Origin of the sequence: Parabacteroides sp. AF27-14 (genome assembly GCF_003635425.1) — a bacterium.
Classification (GTDB): Bacteria; Bacteroidota; Bacteroidia; order Bacteroidales; family Tannerellaceae; genus Parabacteroides; species Parabacteroides distasonis.
This window is the reverse complement of sequence record NZ_QTLZ01000006.1, coordinates 56008-77857: the sequence shown is the minus strand read 5'-3', so window position 1 is coordinate 77857 and position 21850 is coordinate 56008. Positions and strand designations below refer to the sequence as shown.

Here is a 21850-nt window from a genome sequence, read left to right as displayed (position 1 = left end):
ATGGCAAATATTTCAGAAACCAGTATAAACCGGCCCGTACTCTCGACAGTGATGATGCTGGTCATCCTCCTGTTCGGCTTTATCGGTTACCGGTTCCTTGGCGTCCGGGAGTTCCCGAGCGTAGACCAGCCGATTATCTCGGTCAACGTATCTTATCCCGGAGCGAACGCCGACGTGATCATGAACCAGATCACCGAGCCGTTGGAGCAGAATATCAACGGTATCCCGGGTATCCGTTCATTGAGTAGCGTGAGTAGCCAAGGCAGCAGCCGTATCACGGTAGAGTTTGAGTTGTCCGTGGATATGGAGACGGCGGCGAACGATGTACGTGATAAGGTATCTCGTGCCCAACGCTACCTTCCCCGTGACTGCGACCCACCTACGGTATCGAAAGCGGATGCCGATGCCTCCCCGATCATGCAGATCGCCATCCGAAGCAACAAACGCTCGTTGATGGAGTTGAGCGAGATCGCCGAGCTGACGGTGAAAGAGCGCTTGCAGACCATCGAGAACGTGAGTGGCGTGGATATCTGGGGACAAAAACGGTATTCCATGCGTCTATGGCTGGACCCAATCAAGATGGCGGGTTACGGAGTGACCCCGATGGACGTGAAAAACGCCGTCGATAACGAGAACGTGGAGCTTCCTTCCGGTAGTATCGAGGGAAATACGATCTCCTTATCCATACGTACCTTAGGATTGATGCATACCGCCAAGGAATTCAACGATTTAATTATCAAGGAAGACAACAACAACATCGTGCGCTTCAGTGATATCGGACGTGCGGAGGTAGCTCCCGAGGACTTGCGGAGCTTACTGAAGAAGAACGGCGAGCCAATGGTTATGACCGTTATCATCCCCCAACCGGGAGCCAACCATATCGAGATCGCCGACGAAGCCTACAAGCGTATCGAGCAATTACAAAAAGACCTGCCGGAAGATGTCACGATCGAGATGATGTATGACAACACTCGCTTTATCCGGGCCTCTATCAGTGAAGTACAACAGACGATTTACGAGGCTTTCCTCTTGGTCGTATTGATTATCTTCTTGTTCCTCCGCGACTGGCGGGTCACGCTGGTTCCTGTCGTCGTTATCCCCGTATCGTTGGTAGGAGCTTTCTTTGTGATGTATATCTCCGGATTCTCCGTCAACGTATTGACGATGTTGGCGGTCGTGCTCTCGGTCGGTCTGGTGGTAGACGACGCGATCGTGGTGGCGGAGAATATATATGTACGTATCGAGCAAGGCATGTCACCGAAAGAGGCGGGTATCGAAGGATCGAAAGAGATCTTCTTCGCCGTGGTATCTACCACGATCACCCTGATCTCCGTATTCTTGCCGATCGTGTTTATGGAAGGTATGACGGGGCGCTTATTCAAGGAGTTCAGTATCGTGATCGCCGGTTCGGTCGCTATCTCCTCGTTCGTGGCCCTTACGTTTACACCGATGTTGGCTACCAAGCTATTGAAGAGGAGAGAGAAGAAAAACTGGTTCTATCGGAAGACCGAGCCGTTCTTCGAGGGATTGAACACGATCTACGCCAAGTCGTTGAACGCGTTCTTGAACCATAAGATATGGTCGATCCCTATCGTTATCCTTCTTTTCGGATCGATCGGGTACTTCTGGAAGAACATTCGTTCCGAGTTATCGCCTTTGGAGGACCGTTCCATGATCTCCGTGAATATGCGCGGGCCGGAAGGGGCTACCTTCGAGTTTATCCGCGACTACGCGGACCGTATCGAGCAAATAGCCGACTCCATCGCTCCCGAGAAGCAATCCATCATGACCCGCTCGTGGGAAGGAGGAGGTTCGCTAAACCTCATATTAAGCGATATCAAGGAACGGGAACGCTCGCAGATGGAGATCGCCGAGACCTTGTCGAAAGAAGTCCGCAAAGAGACCTTGGCCCGCGCCTTCGTACAACAGCAATCCACCTTCGGCGGACGCCGGGGCGGTATGCCTATCCAATACGTACTGCAGGCCCCGACCTTGGATAAACTGCAAGAGTTCCTGCCCACGTTTATGCAAAAGGTGAACGAGAGCCCGGTCTTCCAGATGGCGGACGTGAACTTGCGCTTCACCAAGCCGGAGGCACGTATCGAGATCGACCGGGATAAGGCTTCCTTATTGGGTGTCAGCACCCGGAATATCGCCCAGACCTTGCAATATGCGTTGAGCGGACAGCGTATGGGCTACTTCTATATGAATGGTAAGCAATACCAGATATTGGGCGAGATCAACCGCCAGCAACGAAATACCCCTGTCGATTTAAAATCTATCTATGTACGTAGTAACAATGGGGAAATGATCCAGCTGGATAACTTGGTTAAGGTTACGGAAAATGTGGCGCCGCCCCAATTGTATCGCTATAACCGTTTCGTATCGGCGACGGTTTCCAGTGGATTGAATAAAGGATACACGATCGGCGATGGTCTGGACGAGATGGACCGTATCGCCTCGGAGGTGCTGGATGGTAGCTTCCGTACCGCTCTTTCCGGCGAGTCGAAAGAGTTCCGTGAGAGTTCTTCCAGTTTAATGTTCGCCATGATCTTGGCCTTGTTGATGATTTATTTGGTGTTGGCCGCCCAGTTCGAGAGTTTCAAGGACCCGTTGGTAGTGATGTTCACCGTACCTTTGGCTATCGCCGGTGCGTTGATGTTCATGAGTTATTCGGGTATCACGATGAATATATTCAGCCAGATCGGTATCATTATGTTGATTGGTTTGGTGGCGAAGAACGGTATCTTGATCGTAGAGTTCGCCAATCAGCGGCAAGAGTCGGGACTTAGTTTGCCGGAAGCGATCCGCTTGTCCGCGACCCAGCGTCTGCGCCCGATCTTGATGACTAGCGTATCCACCATCCTCGGTTTGGTGCCATTGGTATACGCTACTGGCGAGGGTGCCCAAGGGCGTATCGCCATGGGTGTAGCGGTAGTAGGCGGAATGTTGGTATCGACCTTCTTGACCCTGTTTATCGTACCGGCCATGTATTCATTTATATCCACCAACCGAAAAAAACAAAACACCAAGTTGTAGATTTATGAAGAAATATGTATATACCTTATTATTTGCCTTCTCTTCCCTCTTTATGGCGGAAGCGCAGCAACTATTCGATCTGAAACGGTGTATCGAAACCGGATTAGAGCAGAACTACTCCATCCGTATCATTCGTAACGAGCAACAGATCAGCGACAATAACGCCACCCCGGGAAACGCCGGTTATCTGCCTACCGTAGATATGAGCGGCGGATTCAGCGGAAATATCAATAACAACCGTAACAGCCTGCAAGACGGATCGATCAAGAAGGCGAATGGTATAAACAGCGAGACGGGCAACGTCGGACTAAACGTTAACTGGACGGTTTTCGACGGTTTCGGTATCCAAGCCGAATACTCTCGCTTGAAAGAATTACAGCGAATGGGGGAACTGAACACCCGCATGACCATCGAGGATTTCGTAGCCAACCTTTCCAGCGAGTACTACAACCTGATCCGGCAGAAAATCCGTTTGCGTAACCTCCGTTCCACCTTGGATCTTTCCAAGGAGCGTTTACGGATCGTGGAAGAACGGTATTATATCGGCTCCATGTCCCGTCTGGACTTGCAACAGGCTCAAGTGGACTTCAACTCGGATAGCTCCAAGGTATTAAACCAATTGGAGGTCGTGCATACCTCCCGTATCCGCCTGAACGAGTTGATGGCATTAAATAATGTGGAGGAGGAAATCCAGATCAAGGACTCCTTGATCTACCCGAACCCGTTCCTCGACGAGGTAGATCTATGGAAGAATACCCTCGAAGCCAACGCCTCGCTCCTGATCGCCCAAAAGAACCAGACATTGTCTGAGCTTGATTATAAAAAGGTAAAAAGCCGCTATTATCCCTATGTCAAGCTAAACGCAGGCTACGGCTACACGGCAAACTGGACGGAAGTGGGCAATTACGACCTCCAACAACGGCTGGGGCTTAATTACGGCGTGACCATCGGTATGAGCCTCTTCGATGGTTTCAACCGGAAACGTGAGCAACGCAACGCCCGCATCCAAATCGAGAACCAGCAATTGCGCATCCAAGAACTGGAACTTGCCCTGCGTGCGGACATGAGCAACTTCTGGATGGCCTATAAAAACAACCTCGACCTATGGAGCCTAGAGAAAGAGAACCTCGTAGCCGCCCAAGAGAACTACCGGATCGCCATCGACCGCTATAAACTCGGCGAGTTGTCTGGTATCGAATTGCGTGAGGCGCAAAACAGTCTACTGGAAGCGGAGGAGCGTCTTTCCGTGGCGGAATATTCCACCAAGATCTGTGAGATCTCGCTGCTTCAGTTAAGCGGACAGATATTAACCTATATCCGTCCCGAGCCGGAGAAAGCCAGTTTCTAGGATAAAGGCCAGTGCCACGCCTATGGCACAAGTTATTATAACTCCGTTTAAAGACTAGAGGCTTATGCTAATTGCGTTTTTTTATGTAAGTTCGCGGCAAATGGCAAGGTCATCATTGCCTAACGACAAAAGGAAATGCAAATACTACCAAAGGTTAATACATTACGAAAAGGATCGCTCTTGTACCGCGGCATCCGCTACCGTAAAGGATTCGGAGTACATTCGCCTTTCGTTTTTAACCTCATCACGAAGGTCATCGAGGAAAAATGCTCCTATTATAGTTTCTATGATATAGAGCTTTTACGTAAGCAGTTATTATTCCGGGAAGGAGAGATCACCTATCCAGACCGGCAGAACAAAGGGAAACGAAAGACCCGTTCCATCAGCGAGATCGTAAAACGGGAATCCATCCGGCCCAAGCATGGCGCCTTATTATTCCGTTTGACAAACTATTTCAAGTCCCGGAATATCCTCCAGATAGGAACCACGATGGGGTTGTCTACCTTATATCTAACCTCCTATGCCACGGGATTGAGATGTATCGCCTTGGAAAATGTACCGGAATTCGCCACGATTGCCCGTCAAGCATTCGCTAAAGAGGGACGTAATCCCATCGATTTGCGTATCGGTAATTATAAGGACTTGCTTCCCCAAGCCTTAAATGACATAAATAGCTTAGATTTTGTTTTTTTCAACACTTTATATGAACAACATAACAACCTCTGGCTGTTTAATGAATGTATGAAATACGCGCACAACGATACGGTATTCGTTTTTGAGGGAATCAAGGCGAGCCGTAAGATGCGTGAACTTTGGGAAGAGATCTGCGCATGTCCGGAAGTGACGGTCACCTTAGATCTTTACTCGCTAGGGATTGTCTTATTCAACAAGAAATTGCACAAACGAGATTATATTGTTTATTTTTAGGATTCAAAACAAGTCAGATATGAAGAAGAGTATTATCTATACCAGAACAGGCGATAAAGGAACCACTTCACTGGTAGGTGGACAACGCGTGTCGAAAGCGCACGATCGGATCGAGAGCTATGGCACCGTAGATGAGCTGAACTCCTTTATCGGATTATTAATCACGGCCTTGAATGATGAGAAAGATACTGATTTCTTATCATTCATCCAGCATAAGCTATTCACGATCGGTTCTTACCTAGCCACGGATCAAGCGACCACGGAATTGAAAATCGAGAGCAAGGTAACGCCCGAGAGCATCGAGCGTATCGAGCGGGAGATAGACCGTCTGGATAACGAGCTGCCGAAAATGCACGCGTTCATCCTACCGGGAGGATGCCGCTCGGCCGCCCTCGCACACGTTTGCCGCACCGTTTGCCGTCGTGCCGAGCGACAAATCTATCGCTTGGCCGAGAATTGCCCCGTTGAGGAGCCTGTATTGATATTTATGAACCGTTTATCGGATTATTTCTTCGTTCTGGCACGAAAAGAATGCATAAATAATAACGGTAAAGAAATTATTTGGGATTATACTTGCGTATAATAAATAAAGTCATATTTTCGCGGAAAAATAGAGAACCAAATCGCTTCGGCGGTTATTAATACTTGACAGCTATGTATTGGACATTAGAGTTAGCTTCAAAATTGGAAGACGCACCCTGGCCTGCGACTAAGGATGAACTTATTGACTATGCACAACGTTCTGGTGCGCCATTAGAAGTGATTGAGAATTTGCAGGAAATGGAAGATGAAGGCGAGATTTACGAATGCATGGAAGACATCTGGCCGGATTATCCAAGTAAAGAAGACTTCTTCTTCAACGAGGAAGAATACTAGTTCAATTGAGAATTGAAAATTGAAAATTAAGAAATAGAAGAACGAGGTGGCGGACGATCGAGTTCCCCTGCCTCGTTGTTTTTTTGTGAAAATACAATTTATCCGGATTTGCTGCGTTTGTAGTTACAACGTGAAGTGAATGTTTAAATGAGAAGACGTCTTCTTTCGATCTTGATCCTTTTGTGTACTTGTGCGGGAATCGTACGGGCGCAATATGACGCACGCTTAAGTCAATACTTCATGGCGAAACCGTATTATAACCCGGCCGTGGCCGGAGCTACGGAGGACTTGAATATATTGGCTCTCGCCCGCTTGGAAATGATCGGCGTACATGGGGCACCCAAGTCGTTCTTCATTACCGCGGATATGCCACTCGCTTTAGGCAAGACGAATCACGGTGTCGGATTGGTTGTATTTACCGAGGCGATCGGGCTTTTCCAGAATACGCATGTAGGGGCGCAATACGCCTATAAGTATAAATTATTCGGGGGAGTCTTGAGCGGAGGTCTGCAAATCGGCTTAGTCAACCAGTCGTTCGACGGAACCAAGGTGATAAAGGTTGAGTCCGAATACCATCAAGAGACCGACGCCGCCATTCCTGTAGAGCAGGTCAGCGGCATGGGATTGGATATGAACTTCGGTATTTACTATACCCATAAACGGTTTTACGCCGGGTTTGGCATGACGCATATCACCCAACCGGAGCTTCAACTGGACGAGAACGCCTATACCTATATAGGTCGTTCACTTAATTTAATGGGTGGATACAATATTCAATTAAAGAATCCGTTGATAGAATTACAGCCCTCGGTGTTCTTGCTGACAGACATGCAAAGTTTTCATGCGGATATTACCGCTAGGCTGGAATATAATAAGATGTTTAATGGAGGTTTTTCCTATCGGGTGAATGAATCGGTGGGCATCATGTTCGGCGTAAAGCTAGGTCGTTTCCATGCGGGTTACGCCTTTGATTTCCCGACCACGGCCCTAGGCCGGGCAAGTAGCGGTAGCCACGAGCTATGTGTCAAGTATGCCTTAAAGCTGAACAAGACGAAGACAGGGAAAAATAGACATAAAAGTGTACGTATATTATAGTATATGAAAAAAGTATTATTAGTACTTGTAACGGTAGCCTTGCTTACCTCCTGCGGTAAATCTCTCCGGAGTGCCGGCGGTGAGGTGACAGGTGTCAGATCGGTAGCGTTCAATGAACCAGCGCCGTATGGAATGGTCTTGGTTAAAAGAGGTTCGTTCGAGATGGGTCCCGCCGACAAGGATTCCTTGTGGGGAATCATGCCGGAGACGAAAGGGGTCTCTTTCGATGCGTTCTGGATGGATCAGACAGAGGTAACGAACGCCAAATATCGCCAGTTCGTTTATTATGTGAGAGACTCTATTATCCGTGAACGCTTGGCGGACCCGGCTTATGGAGGCAACGATCTGTTCAAGATCACGGAAGACCGTTACGGGGAGCCTGTCACTCCGCATTTGGACTGGAACCGTCCGATTCCTTGGAGACGGGCGAACGAGGATGAGCAACGTGCGATAGAAAGTGTCTATTACACGAATCCCGTTACCGGAGAGAAAGGTTTGGACCCTAAACAAATGATCTATAAATACGAGTGGTACGACTATACCGCCGCCGCCCTTCGCAAGAATCAGTTGAACCCGGCGGACCGGGTTCGTAATACGGATATTCAGGTAGATCCGAACGAGGTAGTCATGATCTCCAAGGACACCGCTTACATCGATGATGAAGGACGTGTAATCAACGAGACGATCACCCGCCCGTTAAGCAGCGAATGGGATTTCTTGAATACCCGTATCGTCAATATCTACCCGGACGAGAATTGCTGGGTGAACGATTTCAAGAATGCGTACAACGAGCCATATACCCGTATGTATTTCTCTCATCCGGGTTACGATGATTATCCCGTAGTCGGTGTTTCTTGGGAACAAGCGACTGCCTTCTGCGTATGGCGTACGAATTTATACAAAGAATCCTTGAGCTTGCCACCGGGACAATTGGTAGAGCCATTCCGTCTTCCGTCCGAAGGAGAATGGGAATATGCCGCCCGTACAGGTAAGAACGAGAATAAGTTCCCTTGGTCTACCGACGAGCTTCAAGACAGCAAAGGTTGTTTCTTGGGTAACTTCAAGCCGGGTAAAGGTAATTATACGGAGGATGGCCATTTGATTACGTCTCGTGTAGGCTCTTTCGCCCCGAATGAGTTCGGGTTATACGATATGGCAGGAAACGTGGCGGAATGGACCTCAACGTCTTACTCCGAGTCTGGCCCGAGCCAAATGAGCGACATGAACCCGGATCTGCGTTACAACGCCGCCAAGAACGATCCCTACGCCATGAAAAAGAAAGTAGTGCGAGGAGGTTCTTGGAAAGATGTCTCACAATTTATCCGTTCGGACATGCGTACTTTCGAGTTCCAGAACGAGAGCCGTTCTTACATCGGTTTCCGTTGCGCACGTACCCAAATAGGATTCTCTCGCTCCAAGGGAAAGAAATAAGCGGGAATTATAAATTTAAAGTTTTGAATCATTTAAGACAATAATACGACGATGGGAAAATATAGAAGATATAAAAACAGACTGGAGATGTTCCTCTCCAGCGAAAGAGGAAAACGAGTATTGAACTTCCTGTATAGTTGGGGTGCGTCCATCGTAATCCTCGGTGCGTTATTTAAGTTATTACATATACCATACGCTAACCAAATCCTGTTCGTGGCGATGATCACCGAGTCTATCGTATTCTTTATCTCGGCGTTCGAGCATCCGAACAAGGAGTATCATTGGGAAGATGTTTTCCCCGTATTGAAATCAAAGAACCCGATGGATCGTCCGGATTTCACCGGTACGCCGATCTCAACCATGATCAATTCTACGGATAATGTAGAAGACGATGAGATAGCCGGGGGAATAAATATCGGTTCGGCAGCGTCTAAGGCGAACGCGCAAAGAGGTGGTTCCTTGAATATCGCAGGTAATCTGGACGTGACGGAAGAAGATACCAAGAACTTATCCGAGAGCATCAAGAAATTAAGCGGAGCGGCCGAGCAAATTTCCAAGATGGCGGAATTGACGGAAGCTACCCAAAAATATCTGGAGCAATTATCTGGCATGTCTGAGAACATGGAGCGTTTCAGCCAAGTGACTCATTCGCTTACGAACGTATCCGATACGCTGTTGAACTCTTATAAGAGTATCACGGATAATTCCGATGGCATCAGCCAGAACTCCCGTGGTTACGTACACCAGATGGAACAATTGAATCGTAATGTGTCCGGATTGAATACGATCTATGAGATCCAGTTGAAGAGCATCAGCTCGCAGATCGAGTCTATCGAGCATATCAACAGTGGTTTGAGCCGTATCCGTGAGATGTACGACGGATCGGTGGTAGATAGCTCCGTATTCCGTAACGAGACGGAAAAGATGACTCGCCAACTGGCCGAATTGAACCAAGTATACAGTCGTTTATTGCAAGCGATGACCGTGAATATGGGCTACCAACAACCGGCGCAGCCGCAACAACAACCTCAACAACCGATGTATCAGCAGCCACAACAGCCCGGTTACCAACAGCAATATCAGCAACCCTATGGTTACCAACAGCAACAACAGGCTCCGTATACAAACAACCCAATGAAGTAAAGAAATATGGCAGGAATATCAAATAATCCCAATTCTCCCCGTCAGCGGATGATCAACCTGATGTATCTGGTGTTCATCGCCATGATGGCACTGAACGTGTCGTCGGAGGTGCTGGATGGTTTTGAGTTGGTGGAAGGTAGCTTGCGAACCTCTATCGATAACTCCTCCCGCCGAAACAAGATCGTAGCGGACGAGATGGAAGCTTATTACCAAGAGAATCCCCAGAAAGTGGGTGAGTGGGCATTGAAGGCCCGTGAGGTGAAAAGAGCCTCAGATAGCCTCTATACGTATATACAAGATTTAAAGATCCGTATCGCTAAGGTAGCTGATGGCGAGAATGCCAACGTAAACAGCATCGAGCATAAGGATGATTTGGAAGCCGCCTCCCGTGTAATGCTCTCTCCTGTAAGCGGAGAAGGTAAAAAGCTGAGAGCGGAAATTGATAAGTATCGTATCTGGATGGGCGGCTTTATCGAAGATTCGGCGAAGACTGCCGTATTGGAGGCGAACCTAAGCACGACTCCCCCTCATAAAGCGGGGATAAATACCCGTACTTGGGAAGAGGCCTTGTTCGAGAATATGCCGGTAGCGGCGGCTGTTACCCTGTTAACAAAAATGCAAAGTGACGTTCGCTACGCCGAAGGTGAGGTCTTATCGAACTTATTGAATAGCGTAGACGTTGGCGATTACCGTGTGAACCAGATCACGGCGCAGGTAATCCCGGAAAGCCAGATCGTAATGCGAGGAAGCCAGTACAAGGCGAATATCGTATTATCGGCGGTAGACTCTACGAAACGTCCTACGATCTATGTAAACGGAAAAGAATTACCTTACGAGAATAAAGGAGTCTTCACGGTGAATACCGGAGTTGCCGGGACATTCCCGATCAAAGGTTATATCGAGATGCCGAATAGCGACGGCAGCATCATGCGCCGGGATTTCGAGAGCGAGTATTTCGTGACCGAGCCGACAGCTACCGTGGCCCCGACATTGATGAACGTATTATATGCCGGTATCGCCAACCCGATGCGTATCGCCGTCCCGGGTGTACCGAGCGGTAATGTGACAGCTACCATGACGAACGGCACATTAACCCGCAGCAAGGATGGTTGGGAAGCCCGCCCGTCTAAAGTAGGAACGGAAGCCGTGATCACGGTCAACGCTCGTATGGCGGATGGCCGGAACATAGAGATGGCAAAGACTACCTTCCGCGTGCGTGCCCTCCCCGATCCCCTACCTTATATCGAGTATAAGGATCAAAACGGTAACGTCCGTAAGTTCAAGGGAGGTATGATCGCCAAACGTAGCTTGGTAGAGGCTGACGGTATTCTGGCCGCTATCGACGATGATTTGCTAAATGTAAAATATACGGTATTACGTTTTGAGCTGACTTTCTTCGACTCCATGGGTAACGCTATCCCGGAAGTGGCCGAAGGAACCAACTTCTCGCAACGTCAGAAAAACTATATCCGCAATTTAAGTAAGGGTAAACGTTTTTATATCACCCGTGTAGTCGCGAAAGGTCCGGACGGTATCGAACGTACCATACCGACTATCGAAGTAATCGTAAATTAAGATTCGCAGTATGAAACATCTGTATTACATAGCCGCTTTGGCCGCCACTTTTTTAACAGCGATGCCTCTTCACGCGCAAGAAGAAGCAGAGAACGATGCTACGCAGCAACAACAAACGCGTCGCCGTTCGCCTCAAGCCAGCCGTGGGGAAAGAAACGATAAGAAAGATACCGGTTTACCCGAACTGACCGTACGGGCCCAAGATATGAACGAGCGTTTGACGCAAGAGATCGGGAACGCTCGCTGGATGCGTATTATCTACCGGCAGGTGGACTTGATGAAAGAACAGAACGCTCCGCTTTATTACCCGACCCGCCCGATGAACGGACAGATGAATCTTTTCTCCGTAATCTTCCAGCTTTTAGGTGAGAACAAGATCAAGGCCTATGAGTATCTGGACGGATACGAGGAGTTTGACGAAGCCCATTTGATCAACTTCAAGGATTTGCTGGATCGCTTCTACATCCTTTATGAGGAGATACCGGGGAGAGCGGGTGAGGAACCGACTTTCGTAATCAATGAAAGCGATATACCTGCAGCCGACGTACGGTCTTACTATGTAAAAGAAGCATGGTATTTCGACCAGAATAATTCCGCTTTTGATGTCAAGATATTGGCGATTTGCCCGATCCTTACCTCTACAGGTGATATGGGAGAGACAACCATGCCTATGTTCTGGCTTCCTTACGAGAATATACGTCCGTATATCAGCAATTCATACATCATGACGTCTAATATGAATAACGCCATGACTTTTACGATGGATGACTATTTCCGTCGCCGGATGTTCGAGGGGGATATCATCAAGACCCAAAACTTGATGAATCTGCCATTGCAGGCGTATTGCCCGACACCGGATTCCTTAAAGAACGAGCAAGCTCGTATCGAAGGTCAATTAACCAGCTTTGAGAAATCACTCTGGTATCAACCGGATACGACTCAAGTAGCGGTAGACAGCAAAGCCGCGAAGAAAGCCAGAAAGAGCGCCGCAAGAGGAAAAGGTACTACAACCAAAGAACCTGCCTCCGAAAAGAAAGCTCCCACTGTCAAGGCTCCGAAAGCAGAAAAATCCGCTCCGGTACGCAGTGTTCGACGCAGAAGATAAAAACGGACTCACGATACGGGTCTGAGCGATAACCGGTGATACGCAACATATGAATAAAGAAATCAAGATTAGACCAGAGCAAGAGAACGACTTTCAAGCAGTAAGGGAAGTCGTGGAACTTGCTTTCCGTGACGTGGAGGACAGTGATCAAAGCGAACCGTACCTTGTAGAACGTTTACGAAAAACGGACGCTTATATTCCGGAGCTCTCCTTAGTCGCTGAATTAAACGGCGAAATCATAGGGCATCTCATGATGAGTAAGGTGGAAATCGTATCAGAAGACCAAAGCGTGATCTCTCTTGGGCTAGCACCGGTTTCGGTGGTACCGAAGTACCAAAGGATTGGCGTTGGTAGCGCTTTGATCCGTGAAGCGCATAAGCGAGCGGGAGAGCTAGGCTATAAATCGGCCGTCTTATTAGGACATAAGGATTATTATCCGAGATTCGGATATAAAAGGGCGATTGATTTCGGCATTGAGTTCCCATTCGATGTCCCCAGCGAATATTGCATGGTTGTCGAGTTGGCACCGGAAGGACTCAAGAACGTGCATGGAATGATTAAATATGCCAAACCTTTTATGGAGTGAGAACTGTCTGTAATGAAATGAGACGGGACATACCCCATCTCATTTCACCAGATAATCAGATCCTTATTTAGAACCTACCCATGTCCACTTATGCCAAAGACCTTCCAACGGTCCGTGTTTATGTCTTTCAGCCCACCATTTACAGAAGCGTACTTGCAAAAAGAAAAAGGCGATACCGATGAACATGCTGACCGTATAACCGCAGTAAGGAGCCAGATTCAAGCCGATCGGGAAATAGATCAACGCACCAGCAAAAGATTGTGTCACATAATTCGTCAAGCTCATCTTTCCATAAGAGCGCAAGATAGAGGTAAAACGCTTAAAGGCCTCGCGCTGATACAGTAACACAAAGGAAGCCACCAATACGAACGTAAAAGCGAATTTCTGCCACATATCAAACACAACACCTGCCGTCTGGCGCACGATAGCGCTGTCCGCCGTATCCATCAACAATACTTTCAGTTGGTATAAAGGACCGAAAGCGATCGCAGTAATGATCAAGGTCTTTATCCAAAAACGGGAATTCTCCTCCGAGGGGATAAATAACTTTTTGCGCCCGATCAACATTCCCAGCATAAATAACCCGCAGGTCTGTACATACCGGCCGGCACCAACAGCCCAGAGCAAACTAGCCTTTTGTCCTAACGTCACGTTCTGCCAGATGAAATTCCATAAATCCCCCCGCTTGGTATGCTCCGCCATCTCTGAGTACATCTCCCCTACTCCTAAATTGGGTAATTGGTAATCCGGATTAAACAGGCTAGCGATATAATGATACCACTCCACCGGCTGCAATAAAAAGATAATAGCCGTTATCAAGACAGCCTTATCGCTCCATTTACGCACGATAAACAAAACAACGCCCACGATCGCATACAGCAGCAAAACATCGCCTGCCGGATAAAAAGCGGCGTTCAACGTAGCGAAGATCGTCAACAGCAGTAATCTCCAAAGGAAGCGGTAACCGAAGTCTTTTCCCTTCGCCTGCTGGTTCGAATACTGTATATAAAAGGTAAAACCAAATAACAAGGCAAAGATAGAATACGATTTCCCGGCAAACAAAGCGAATACCACCGTAAACACGCCTTCATTCAATACGTTCAACCATCCCGGCAGCGTAGCCGGGTCCGGATAGACCGGATAGATAAAATGTTCCACATTATGCACTAATAAGATTGCCAAGACAGCGAATCCACGTAGCGCATCCACCACCTCTACACGAGGTGACTTAGAGATTGTTGTTTGTTGCATACTATTTATTTGTTGTTTCTGTTAACCATGCTACCTTTTGATTGGACTCATGCGGTTGGCCGATAATATCCGCATAAAGTTCCGGACGACGGGCATTTCGGTAACGATATCCTCCAGCCTGTCTCAATTTCTCAGGGATAGCCGTAGCGATCACGAAATCATCCCCCAGCTTACGGCATTCCGCCAATATATCGCCGAAAGGATCCAGAATCATCGAGCAACCGTTCTTGATCTCATTATAATCACGCCCGATCGGATTGGAGAATACCACATATACCGCATTGTCGTACGCCCTAGCGGGAAGCCATTTCATAAGCCAAGCACGTCCCTTCAGGCCATCGAACTCCTGTCGCAAGGAAGTCGGGTCGTTTGCCCGGTTCTCCCATAACATAGGATTTATCAAACCAGCCCCGGGGCGAGGGGAAGGGGTACACATCGTCACGTGAGGCATGAAAATGATATCCGCCCCTAATAAGGCCGTGGCACGGACATTCTCTATGATATTATTATCGTAGCAAATCAATATGCCACATTTCCATCCCTTGATCTCAAAAACCACATATTGATCGCCCGGCAAGATATTCGGATTAATAAACGGATGTAGCTTGCGGTACTTTGCCTTCAAGCCATTGCCATCCACGCAAACTTGCGCTTTATAGATACGATCCCCATCCCGCTCAAAGAATCCGGCCAGCAACGTGACACCAAACTCTTTGGCGATGGCGATCAAGGCTTGCGTACTCTCCCCCGTGGGGATCGGTTCGGCAATAGCCAACAATTCCTCGCGAGACAAGTCCTTGGCAAACGTATATCCACAAACCGAGCATTCGTGAAAAGCCACTACATCCGCTCCCTCTACCGACGCTTTCCGGCACATCTCCCGGATGATAGAAAGATTATACACTTTATCGTTATCCCGTGTCTCGAACTGCACGGTGGCGATTTTTAATGGTTCCATGATATTTTGATTTAATTGGTTTATATATTTTTCGACTAGATTCGCAAAGATAACAATAATATACTACTTTTGCGGGATAACTTTTTCTACCGATCATGAATATCAGACAAACACGACAAGAAGATCTGGCCGAGGTAATGGCAATCTACGATTACGCACGCAGGTTCATGCAAGAGCATGGCAATGGCAATCAATGGATCAATGGATATCCTTCCGAGGAATTGATCTCCAACGAGATCAAGGCCAGCCATAGTTTCGTATGCGAAAATGAGCAGGGCGAGTTAGTGGGGACCTTTTGTTACATCGAGGGAATCGACCCTACTTACCTAAAGATCTATGAAGGCGAATGGCTGAACGATGAACCTTATGCCGTGATCCATCGCATGGCCTCCAACGGTAAGCAAAAGGGGATCTCGACCGAATGTCTAAAATGGGCATTCGCTCATTGCGATAATATCCGTATCGATACACACCGGGATAATATTGTCATGCAAAACTTATTGAAAAAGCATGGCTTCAAGCAATGCGGTATCATTTACATCGCGAATGGTACGGAACGCATCGCTTTCCACAAAATAGTAAACCCAACAAATAAAGAATCATGAAGCATCCTATTGACCTAGAGCATTGGAACCGGAAAGAACATTTCCTGTTTTTCGGTTCTATGGACGACCCTTTCTTCGGACTGACCACCCAGATAGACGTGACCTCCATCTATAAAGAGGCGAAAGCGGATCATGCCTCTTTTTTCCTCTACTCCTTACATAAGATTATGACAGCCGTTAATGAGGTGGAAGAGTTCCGGTACCGGATCATCGACAACATCCCTGTCTGCTTCGACCGAATCCACGTGGGAACAACGATCGGGCGGGAAGACGGTACATTCGGCTTCGGCTTCTTCGAATATACACCGGACAGGCAACTGTTCCTTCAAAACGCACAGAAAGAGATCGAACGTGTGCAAGCTCTCACAGGCCTTTGCAAAGATAGGGAATCTGACCGGCAAGACCTAGTCCGTTTCTCCCCGGTCCCATGGATCGCCTTCACGGAGATGAAACATGCTTCCTCTTTCCGTACAGGCGATTCCGCTACCCGTATCTCCACCGGAAAGCTGATCGAGCAGAACGGGCATCGGATGCTCCCTATCTCCGTAACGGCTCATCATGGCTTGATGGACGGCAGACATGTGTCTATCCTCTTAGATCGTATAGCGGATAAAGATTGATAAAACAGCGAGCCCCCCCCGACAGTCAGCCCAGTACTCCCGGCGGGAGTACCCCAGTACCACGTAGGAAGTACTTCGGTACTTTCATCAAAGTATTCCAGTACTCCTTACGAAGTACTGGGGCAAGTCTATAGGCTATCCAATCGGGCTTATTTACGTACCCGCAAGAAACGTTTGGTCAGGTACCTGCGGACAGGCTCGTCGTATATCCTCAAACTGATATAAGCCAGCGCAATACTTCCGAGAACCAAGGCCAATGCTTCCGGCCACGCCTCGGCAAATGTAAGGTTCTCCTTCTTCACCCACCCAAAATACAAGTATATAAGAGGGTAATGTACCATATACAAAGGATAAGAGATATCTCCCAAGAATTTACAAATACGGGCGGAATGCTTATCGGTTGTCTTCCCGGAAGCCCCCAGATAAACAAGCATAGGGAATATCAGGATCGCACATACGGAATCATAGATACCGTTCATCCATAAGGTCTCACCATTACCGACATAGGGCATGGAGAGTAAAACGACGATCGCCAGGCTACAGATCCAAAAAGCACCTTTGACATGAATGGGCTTAAAAACGCGCGACATCAACAATCCCATCGAGAAAGAAAATAACACTCGTAAAAAGCCACCGATCAAATTGTACTCTTCCATCGTCCACCCCACACCTAGGTGCCCCGCACCGGAAAAATTGAATATAGCGAACGAAGCCAATCCGATTCCCGCCAAGACAATAAGTGCCGTAAGCGCCTTCGTTGACATCCGACGAATAAACAAAGCATACATAATATTTCCGATATACTCGAAGAACAAAGACCAACTAGGGCCATTTAAAGGAAACATCTCACCATTTCCACGGATCTCAGGCCCGGAACCGGGTACAGCCGGTATCAAAAAAAGGTTGATAAGCAAAGCTAGCATCACCATGGATATGGAGACCTGCGTACCATCCCACTTCTCACACCCTTGTATACAAAACGCAATAACTCCCAAAACGGCCCCTAGGACAACCATCGGATGCAAACGGATCAATCGACGTTTGATAAAATCCTTTGTTGTCATGGTTTTCCACCGGTCGTCATAAGCATAACCAATCACGAACCCAGACAGGATAAAGAAGAAATCAACGGCTAAATAACCGTGATTAAATTGTTGATCAATGGGACTCGTAGCAAAGGCTTCGAATACATGATAAAATATAACCATTAACGCTGCGACACCTCTCAATCCATCAAGAAGGTCATAATGAGGTTTTGTGTCCGCGAATGCGGCCGCTGAGATTTTTGAGTTTGACATTAATTGTTTGAGCTTATTTTTGATACTACTATTACTCCTAATTTCCGCAAAAATACAAAAAGGCCCCATCTTTCACGTTATTAGACAGCTCTTTTTTCATTAGTTACACATAAATAGGGTCGCAAAATACGAAGTCCCCAGCAAAGCTTACGCCTGCCGGAGACTTGTTTCTTTATCCGTACTCCATCCTCACGGAGGTACTTACGGACCTCTTAATTTATTACTTTAGTATTAATATTAATCCAACTCCCGCCTGTTCATCCGTCACGGATTACTTGGGATCGAAACCCTCACGGGAATTGTTGATTATCTTATTTCATTATTCCTTTATTGAATATCCTTATTTTACAGCTACTTTCACGGTCTTGTTACCTACCGTTACGAATACTACACCAGCAGGAGCGGCGATAGTAGCGTTGTCGGAAGTAAGAACTGTCTCAGCAACTGTCTGGCCTAATACAGTACGAACGTAAGCAGTCTCGCCTGCGGCACCTTGGATAGTTACGACACCGTTACCGGCTACAACTACGATAGAAGATTCTTTTGCGTCGATAGATTCGTTGGCTGTCGGAACCTCTGTGCCAAGCGTGAAGACCATTGCCTTTTCTGGATTTGTTGTTAAACCTAACATACCATTCAAAGCATATACATAAGCTGTCTTATAAACATCACCCTCTTTGACCTTTCTTTGAGAAGAAACGAAATATTCATCATCTCCCTCCGCAAGTGTGATATTAAATTTGAACGCATCCAATCGATCTGTTGATTTCACGCTCTTGTCATCGTTAAGCTCCTTAACAACCTTAACGGTCTCACCTTTCACGGTAGTAGTGATTGTATCAACCCCCGTAAGGATAGCCGGGCGGAAGATAACCTTCGTCTCAGACTTGCCTGAACCTTCCAAATAATATTTCTCGTCCGTATATTGTTGCGCAGAACCTTCAACGAAATAATGCAAAGAATCTGTCGGATTGAACATGAACATTCTCTCAGCCGGTTTTTCCTCACCTTCAGCCACCTCAATACCCTTAGAGATATAGAATGACGGAGTCTTAGCCTTGCTATCCGCTGTATCTAACCAGAAGATCATGCTTTCAGCGGACAAGATGCCCTCGTTGAAGCCATTCTTATTCAACTGATAGTTGATAGAGCCTAACATATTGTCGAAAGAAGCGTGACGAGGTTTAGCGGCCAATGACGGGTTGAACGGATTAGCGTCCAAAACCTCAACGTTAGCGTAAGCCTCATTCAAGGCTTTAGCTGCCATATAGCGACCACCATCGAAAGAAACCTTCAAATCTGTTGTTCCGATTTTTGCTGTTTTCGCATTTGGACCAGTGGAACCCTCATAACTAAGCTTACCGTCTGTTACATCCTTCACTGCAACTAAAGAATAACCACCAGCGGCATTCTTAACAACAGCGAACTCTATAGCGGCATCAGCAGCCTTATCTCTAGCTGCGCCAGCGCCAAGATATTTAGCATCATCACCTTTAGCCTCCGTATAACGCAAGACATAAGTCGGAACAACCAATGTATCGCCATCAGCCTTCATGATAACCTCACCCTTATCATTCAAATAAGCGAAAGTATTTGTGCTTATCACATAATCCTCAACACCTTGCAGAGATTTAGTAGAATGATCTTTTGCTCCCTTTATTCTTTCCGGATAAAGAACGATTAAATTCTCCTCTTTGGTTGAAGCCTTCATTGTTTTAGTAGCATTGTCATCAATAGCATAAAGAGCTTTCTCTCCGAATAACGCGTCCTTACCATTGAATGTCATCTTAAAGCCTTCAGCGATCTGAGTATCCGTAAATACCTTATATCCGTCCGTACGAGTCGTAGCGATCGTGTTGAACTTAACGGAAGTATTGTTTGCTAAAGCTAACGCTGTTGTTACACCCTTATTTGCGGCGATTGTTACATCAGTGCCGTTGTACTTAGCGTTAACTACCTTATAGCCACCTTCAGCGCCATTAGGTTGTAAACGTAATACTAAATCATCACCAGTCTCACGGTTTGTCAATGTAAATTCATATTTGCCGTTGAAGCCAGAAACGATCCATTGTGATACCGGCATAGTGAAATCTACGCTATTATAAGCGGCGACACTTAAGCTTGAACCATCAGCAGGATCTATTGTCAAATACTTATGGTACTCAGTTTGTGAATCAGCCTCATCATTCTCACTCTTGGTTGAGCTAGTGAAGTAGATATTAACCACATTCTCAATGTTCTTCTTCAACAATACTGAAGCGTCAAGGTAAGAGTTTTCACCTAGTTGAGGATGGATAGCGGAATATTTCGTTCCTGACATTAGAACAGAAGTAACATAAGTTTTCGTATCAGAAACAGATGGCTTAACAGCAGCTACGTAAACCTTCGTCGCGGCTGTTGTTTGATCTTTTTTCTTATAATCAACAGTCAACGTCAATTTACCATCCTCATTCAATACGTCTTTCGCCGTAATCGTAAAGTTTGCGTTAGAGCAAGAGTCAGCGTTGGCCGTAGCAACCGATCCCTTCATCCAATACAAAGCATATCCCTCATTGTCTTGCTTACCATTGATGTCATAACGATTAGAGGGATCTAAAGCTAAGAATGTAATTTCTTGAGCCGCTGTCAAGATTGCGTCATTATCTGGAGTCTCTGCATTTACCGCACTAACAAATGCCTTAACTTTCTTCGAATCACCTTTCACGAAATAAGTACCGGCAGCCAACTTATTCTCATCAGAAGGTTGAGTTGCCGCAACCTCATCCGTAAATGATACGGGAACAACCTTATCAAACAAATTTCCAACCAGTTCATTCGTTGTATAATCGAATGACAATGTTGTGCCATTTGAATTATAGTCATTCAAATAAGCGGCATCAATACCCTCTGAGCAAGAGAATGCTTTCAAGCCAGTCTTTACTTCTTTTGTAGGTACAGTTACTGTATACAAACCTGAGAATTTCAACTTGCCCTCTGATACAGCGAACTTAGCATTCAACTCAGAAAGATTCTTGTCGGTAGCGGCAGTCAACGCATTACCGTCTTTACCGGTAACTACTTGATAAGCCACACCACCAACATTAGCCCACAACTCAAAAGAGTTAGATGAATAATTACGGATAGTAAATACGACTCCTGTAGTTGCATTACCATCAGCATCACCAAAAGAAATAACCTTCTTTTTGTCCTTTGTCGTAAGAACATCTGTAACCTTCAACAATGCACTCTCAGACTCACCTAGATAAAAGCTCATTCCATTAGCAAGAGCCGTCTTATTCTCGCTATAGGAAATTACGGTCTTAGTCGTAAGATCAGTAGCGGCATACGCAGCATTAAAAGCAGGTCCACCTAGCAGTAAACCAGCTGTTAACAAGGTAAAAATCCTTTTGTTCATAAATTCAAAATTTAATATTAATAATAGTGTTAATTAAAGTCCATCCCGTCGTTTAGCACCCTTGTTTTACCCGAAAACGACTAGTCTAAACGATCGTCTAGATCTTGCGTTTTTTAAGGGGGTAAAAAGAATGGTTCGTGAAAGGAATCGGCTGTTTCGTAACGGATAGCCTATTTGATTGATAAGAAAGAGGATAAGGGGTGAAAAAAATAGCTCAGAAGGGTTGCAAGTATCGAAGAAACGCGTACCTTTGCAAATGACTAAAAGAATCGATCGTTTAAACTAGTCGTTTCTATCCCATAAAAGATTGTCAAACATCAAGGTTTTTAACTATATATAATGTACAGGTGTACATTAAAATAATGTAAACCTATCAAAGCATAAGATCTGAATCAAGCTTCCTCTTTGACACAAAAGTATTGATAGTACCGCTAGCTTCGAGTTATAGGTATTTTATAGGCTCACCCGATAATCATTGGGGATATCTTCAGGCTCATCTATATTTCAGCCGGCAGCCTAAGATAAGTCGGCCAACAGATGAGATCATGAGATAACTATTGCCATATAAATCGCTGTCTTATAAACTATTAATCAACAGA

At 46.5% G+C, this 21850-nt stretch carries 17 protein-coding genes; 13 read left to right on the top strand and 4 right to left on the bottom strand.

Annotated features, from left to right (window positions below):
- From DWY79_RS08635 to DWY79_RS08585, 11 genes are all read left to right on the top strand, one after another.
- On the top strand, nucleotides 1-3039 hold the full coding sequence (locus DWY79_RS08635; protein ID WP_005863258.1) for an efflux RND transporter permease subunit: 3039 nt from the start codon (nucleotides 1-3) through the stop codon (nucleotides 3037-3039).
- Nucleotides 3040-3043: 4 nt separating this feature from the next.
- Nucleotides 3044-4387, top strand: a complete 1344-nt coding sequence (locus DWY79_RS08630; RefSeq protein WP_122369206.1) for a TolC family protein — start codon at nucleotides 3044-3046, stop codon at nucleotides 4385-4387.
- A gap of 135 nt (nucleotides 4388-4522) precedes the next feature.
- Nucleotides 4523-5314 carry an O-methyltransferase gene (locus tag DWY79_RS08625; protein ID WP_122369205.1) on the top strand — a complete coding sequence of 264 codons (792 nt, stop codon included), beginning with the start codon at nucleotides 4523-4525 and terminating at the stop codon, nucleotides 5312-5314.
- A 19-nt stretch (nucleotides 5315-5333) separates the two neighbouring features.
- Nucleotides 5334-5897: a cob(I)yrinic acid a,c-diamide adenosyltransferase gene (locus tag DWY79_RS08620; RefSeq protein ID WP_005859850.1), complete on the top strand. Its 564-nt coding sequence runs from the start codon at nucleotides 5334-5336 to the stop codon at nucleotides 5895-5897.
- Between the two features lie 71 nt (nucleotides 5898-5968).
- Nucleotides 5969-6190, top strand: coding sequence for a DUF2795 domain-containing protein (locus tag DWY79_RS08615; protein ID WP_005633363.1), 222 nt, complete (start codon nucleotides 5969-5971; stop codon nucleotides 6188-6190).
- Nucleotides 6191-6337: 147 nt separating this feature from the next.
- Nucleotides 6338-7285, top strand: a complete 948-nt coding sequence (locus DWY79_RS08610; RefSeq protein ID WP_008777736.1) for a type IX secretion system membrane protein PorP/SprF — start codon at nucleotides 6338-6340, stop codon at nucleotides 7283-7285.
- A gap of 3 nt (nucleotides 7286-7288) precedes the next feature.
- A complete protein-coding gene (locus DWY79_RS08605) occupies nucleotides 7289-8716 on the top strand; it encodes an SUMF1/EgtB/PvdO family nonheme iron enzyme (RefSeq protein ID WP_005863265.1) in 1428 nt (475 codons plus the stop codon).
- Nucleotides 8717-8767: 51 nt separating this feature from the next.
- On the top strand, nucleotides 8768-9859 hold the full coding sequence (gene gldL / locus DWY79_RS08600; protein WP_233523635.1) for a gliding motility protein GldL: 1092 nt from the start codon (nucleotides 8768-8770) through the stop codon (nucleotides 9857-9859).
- A 6-nt stretch (nucleotides 9860-9865) separates the two neighbouring features.
- Nucleotides 9866-11434 (top strand): gliding motility protein GldM, encoded by a 1569-nt coding sequence (gene gldM / locus DWY79_RS08595; RefSeq protein ID WP_122369204.1) that lies wholly within the window; start codon nucleotides 9866-9868, stop codon nucleotides 11432-11434.
- 10 nt (nucleotides 11435-11444) lie between these two features.
- Nucleotides 11445-12539, top strand: coding sequence for a gliding motility protein GldN (gene gldN, locus DWY79_RS08590; protein WP_005863269.1), 1095 nt, complete (start codon nucleotides 11445-11447; stop codon nucleotides 12537-12539).
- 49 nt (nucleotides 12540-12588) lie between these two features.
- Nucleotides 12589-13125: a GNAT family N-acetyltransferase gene (locus tag DWY79_RS08585; RefSeq protein WP_008772940.1), complete on the top strand. Its 537-nt coding sequence runs from the start codon at nucleotides 12589-12591 to the stop codon at nucleotides 13123-13125.
- A gap of 63 nt (nucleotides 13126-13188) precedes the next feature.
- Here DWY79_RS08585 and DWY79_RS08580 read toward each other — a convergent pair whose 3' ends face one another.
- The gene (locus tag DWY79_RS08580; protein WP_005863273.1) at nucleotides 13189-14376 is read right to left on the bottom strand and encodes a DUF418 domain-containing protein; all 1188 of its coding nucleotides are present in this window, start codon (nucleotides 14374-14376) and stop codon (nucleotides 13189-13191) included.
- A 1-nt stretch (nucleotide 14377) separates the two neighbouring features.
- Nucleotides 14378-15334 carry a nitrilase family protein gene (locus DWY79_RS08575; RefSeq protein ID WP_122369203.1) on the bottom strand — a complete coding sequence of 319 codons (957 nt, stop codon included), beginning with the start codon at nucleotides 15332-15334 and terminating at the stop codon, nucleotides 14378-14380.
- Nucleotides 15335-15429: 95 nt separating this feature from the next.
- Between DWY79_RS08575 and DWY79_RS08570 the strand changes: the two genes are divergently transcribed.
- Together DWY79_RS08570 and DWY79_RS08565 are read left to right on the top strand one after the other, a co-directional pair.
- Nucleotides 15430-15939 carry a GNAT family N-acetyltransferase gene (locus DWY79_RS08570; RefSeq protein ID WP_008772942.1) on the top strand — a complete coding sequence of 170 codons (510 nt, stop codon included), beginning with the start codon at nucleotides 15430-15432 and terminating at the stop codon, nucleotides 15937-15939.
- Nucleotides 15936-16559, top strand: a complete 624-nt coding sequence (locus tag DWY79_RS08565; protein ID WP_036618767.1) for a chloramphenicol acetyltransferase — start codon at nucleotides 15936-15938, stop codon at nucleotides 16557-16559. Before DWY79_RS08570 ends, DWY79_RS08565 begins: the two co-directional genes overlap by 4 nt.
- 149 nt (nucleotides 16560-16708) lie before the next feature.
- Here DWY79_RS08565 and DWY79_RS08560 read toward each other — a convergent pair whose 3' ends face one another.
- Together DWY79_RS08560 and DWY79_RS23330 are read right to left on the bottom strand one after the other, a co-directional pair.
- Nucleotides 16709-17857, bottom strand: coding sequence for an acyltransferase (locus tag DWY79_RS08560; protein ID WP_122369202.1), 1149 nt, complete (start codon nucleotides 17855-17857; stop codon nucleotides 16709-16711).
- Nucleotides 17858-18197: 340 nt separating this feature from the next.
- Complete coding sequence (locus DWY79_RS23330; RefSeq protein WP_122369201.1) at nucleotides 18198-21251, bottom strand: DUF6383 domain-containing protein; 3054 nt, start codon at nucleotides 21249-21251, stop codon at nucleotides 18198-18200.
- Nucleotides 21252-21850: the final 599 nt, after the last annotated feature.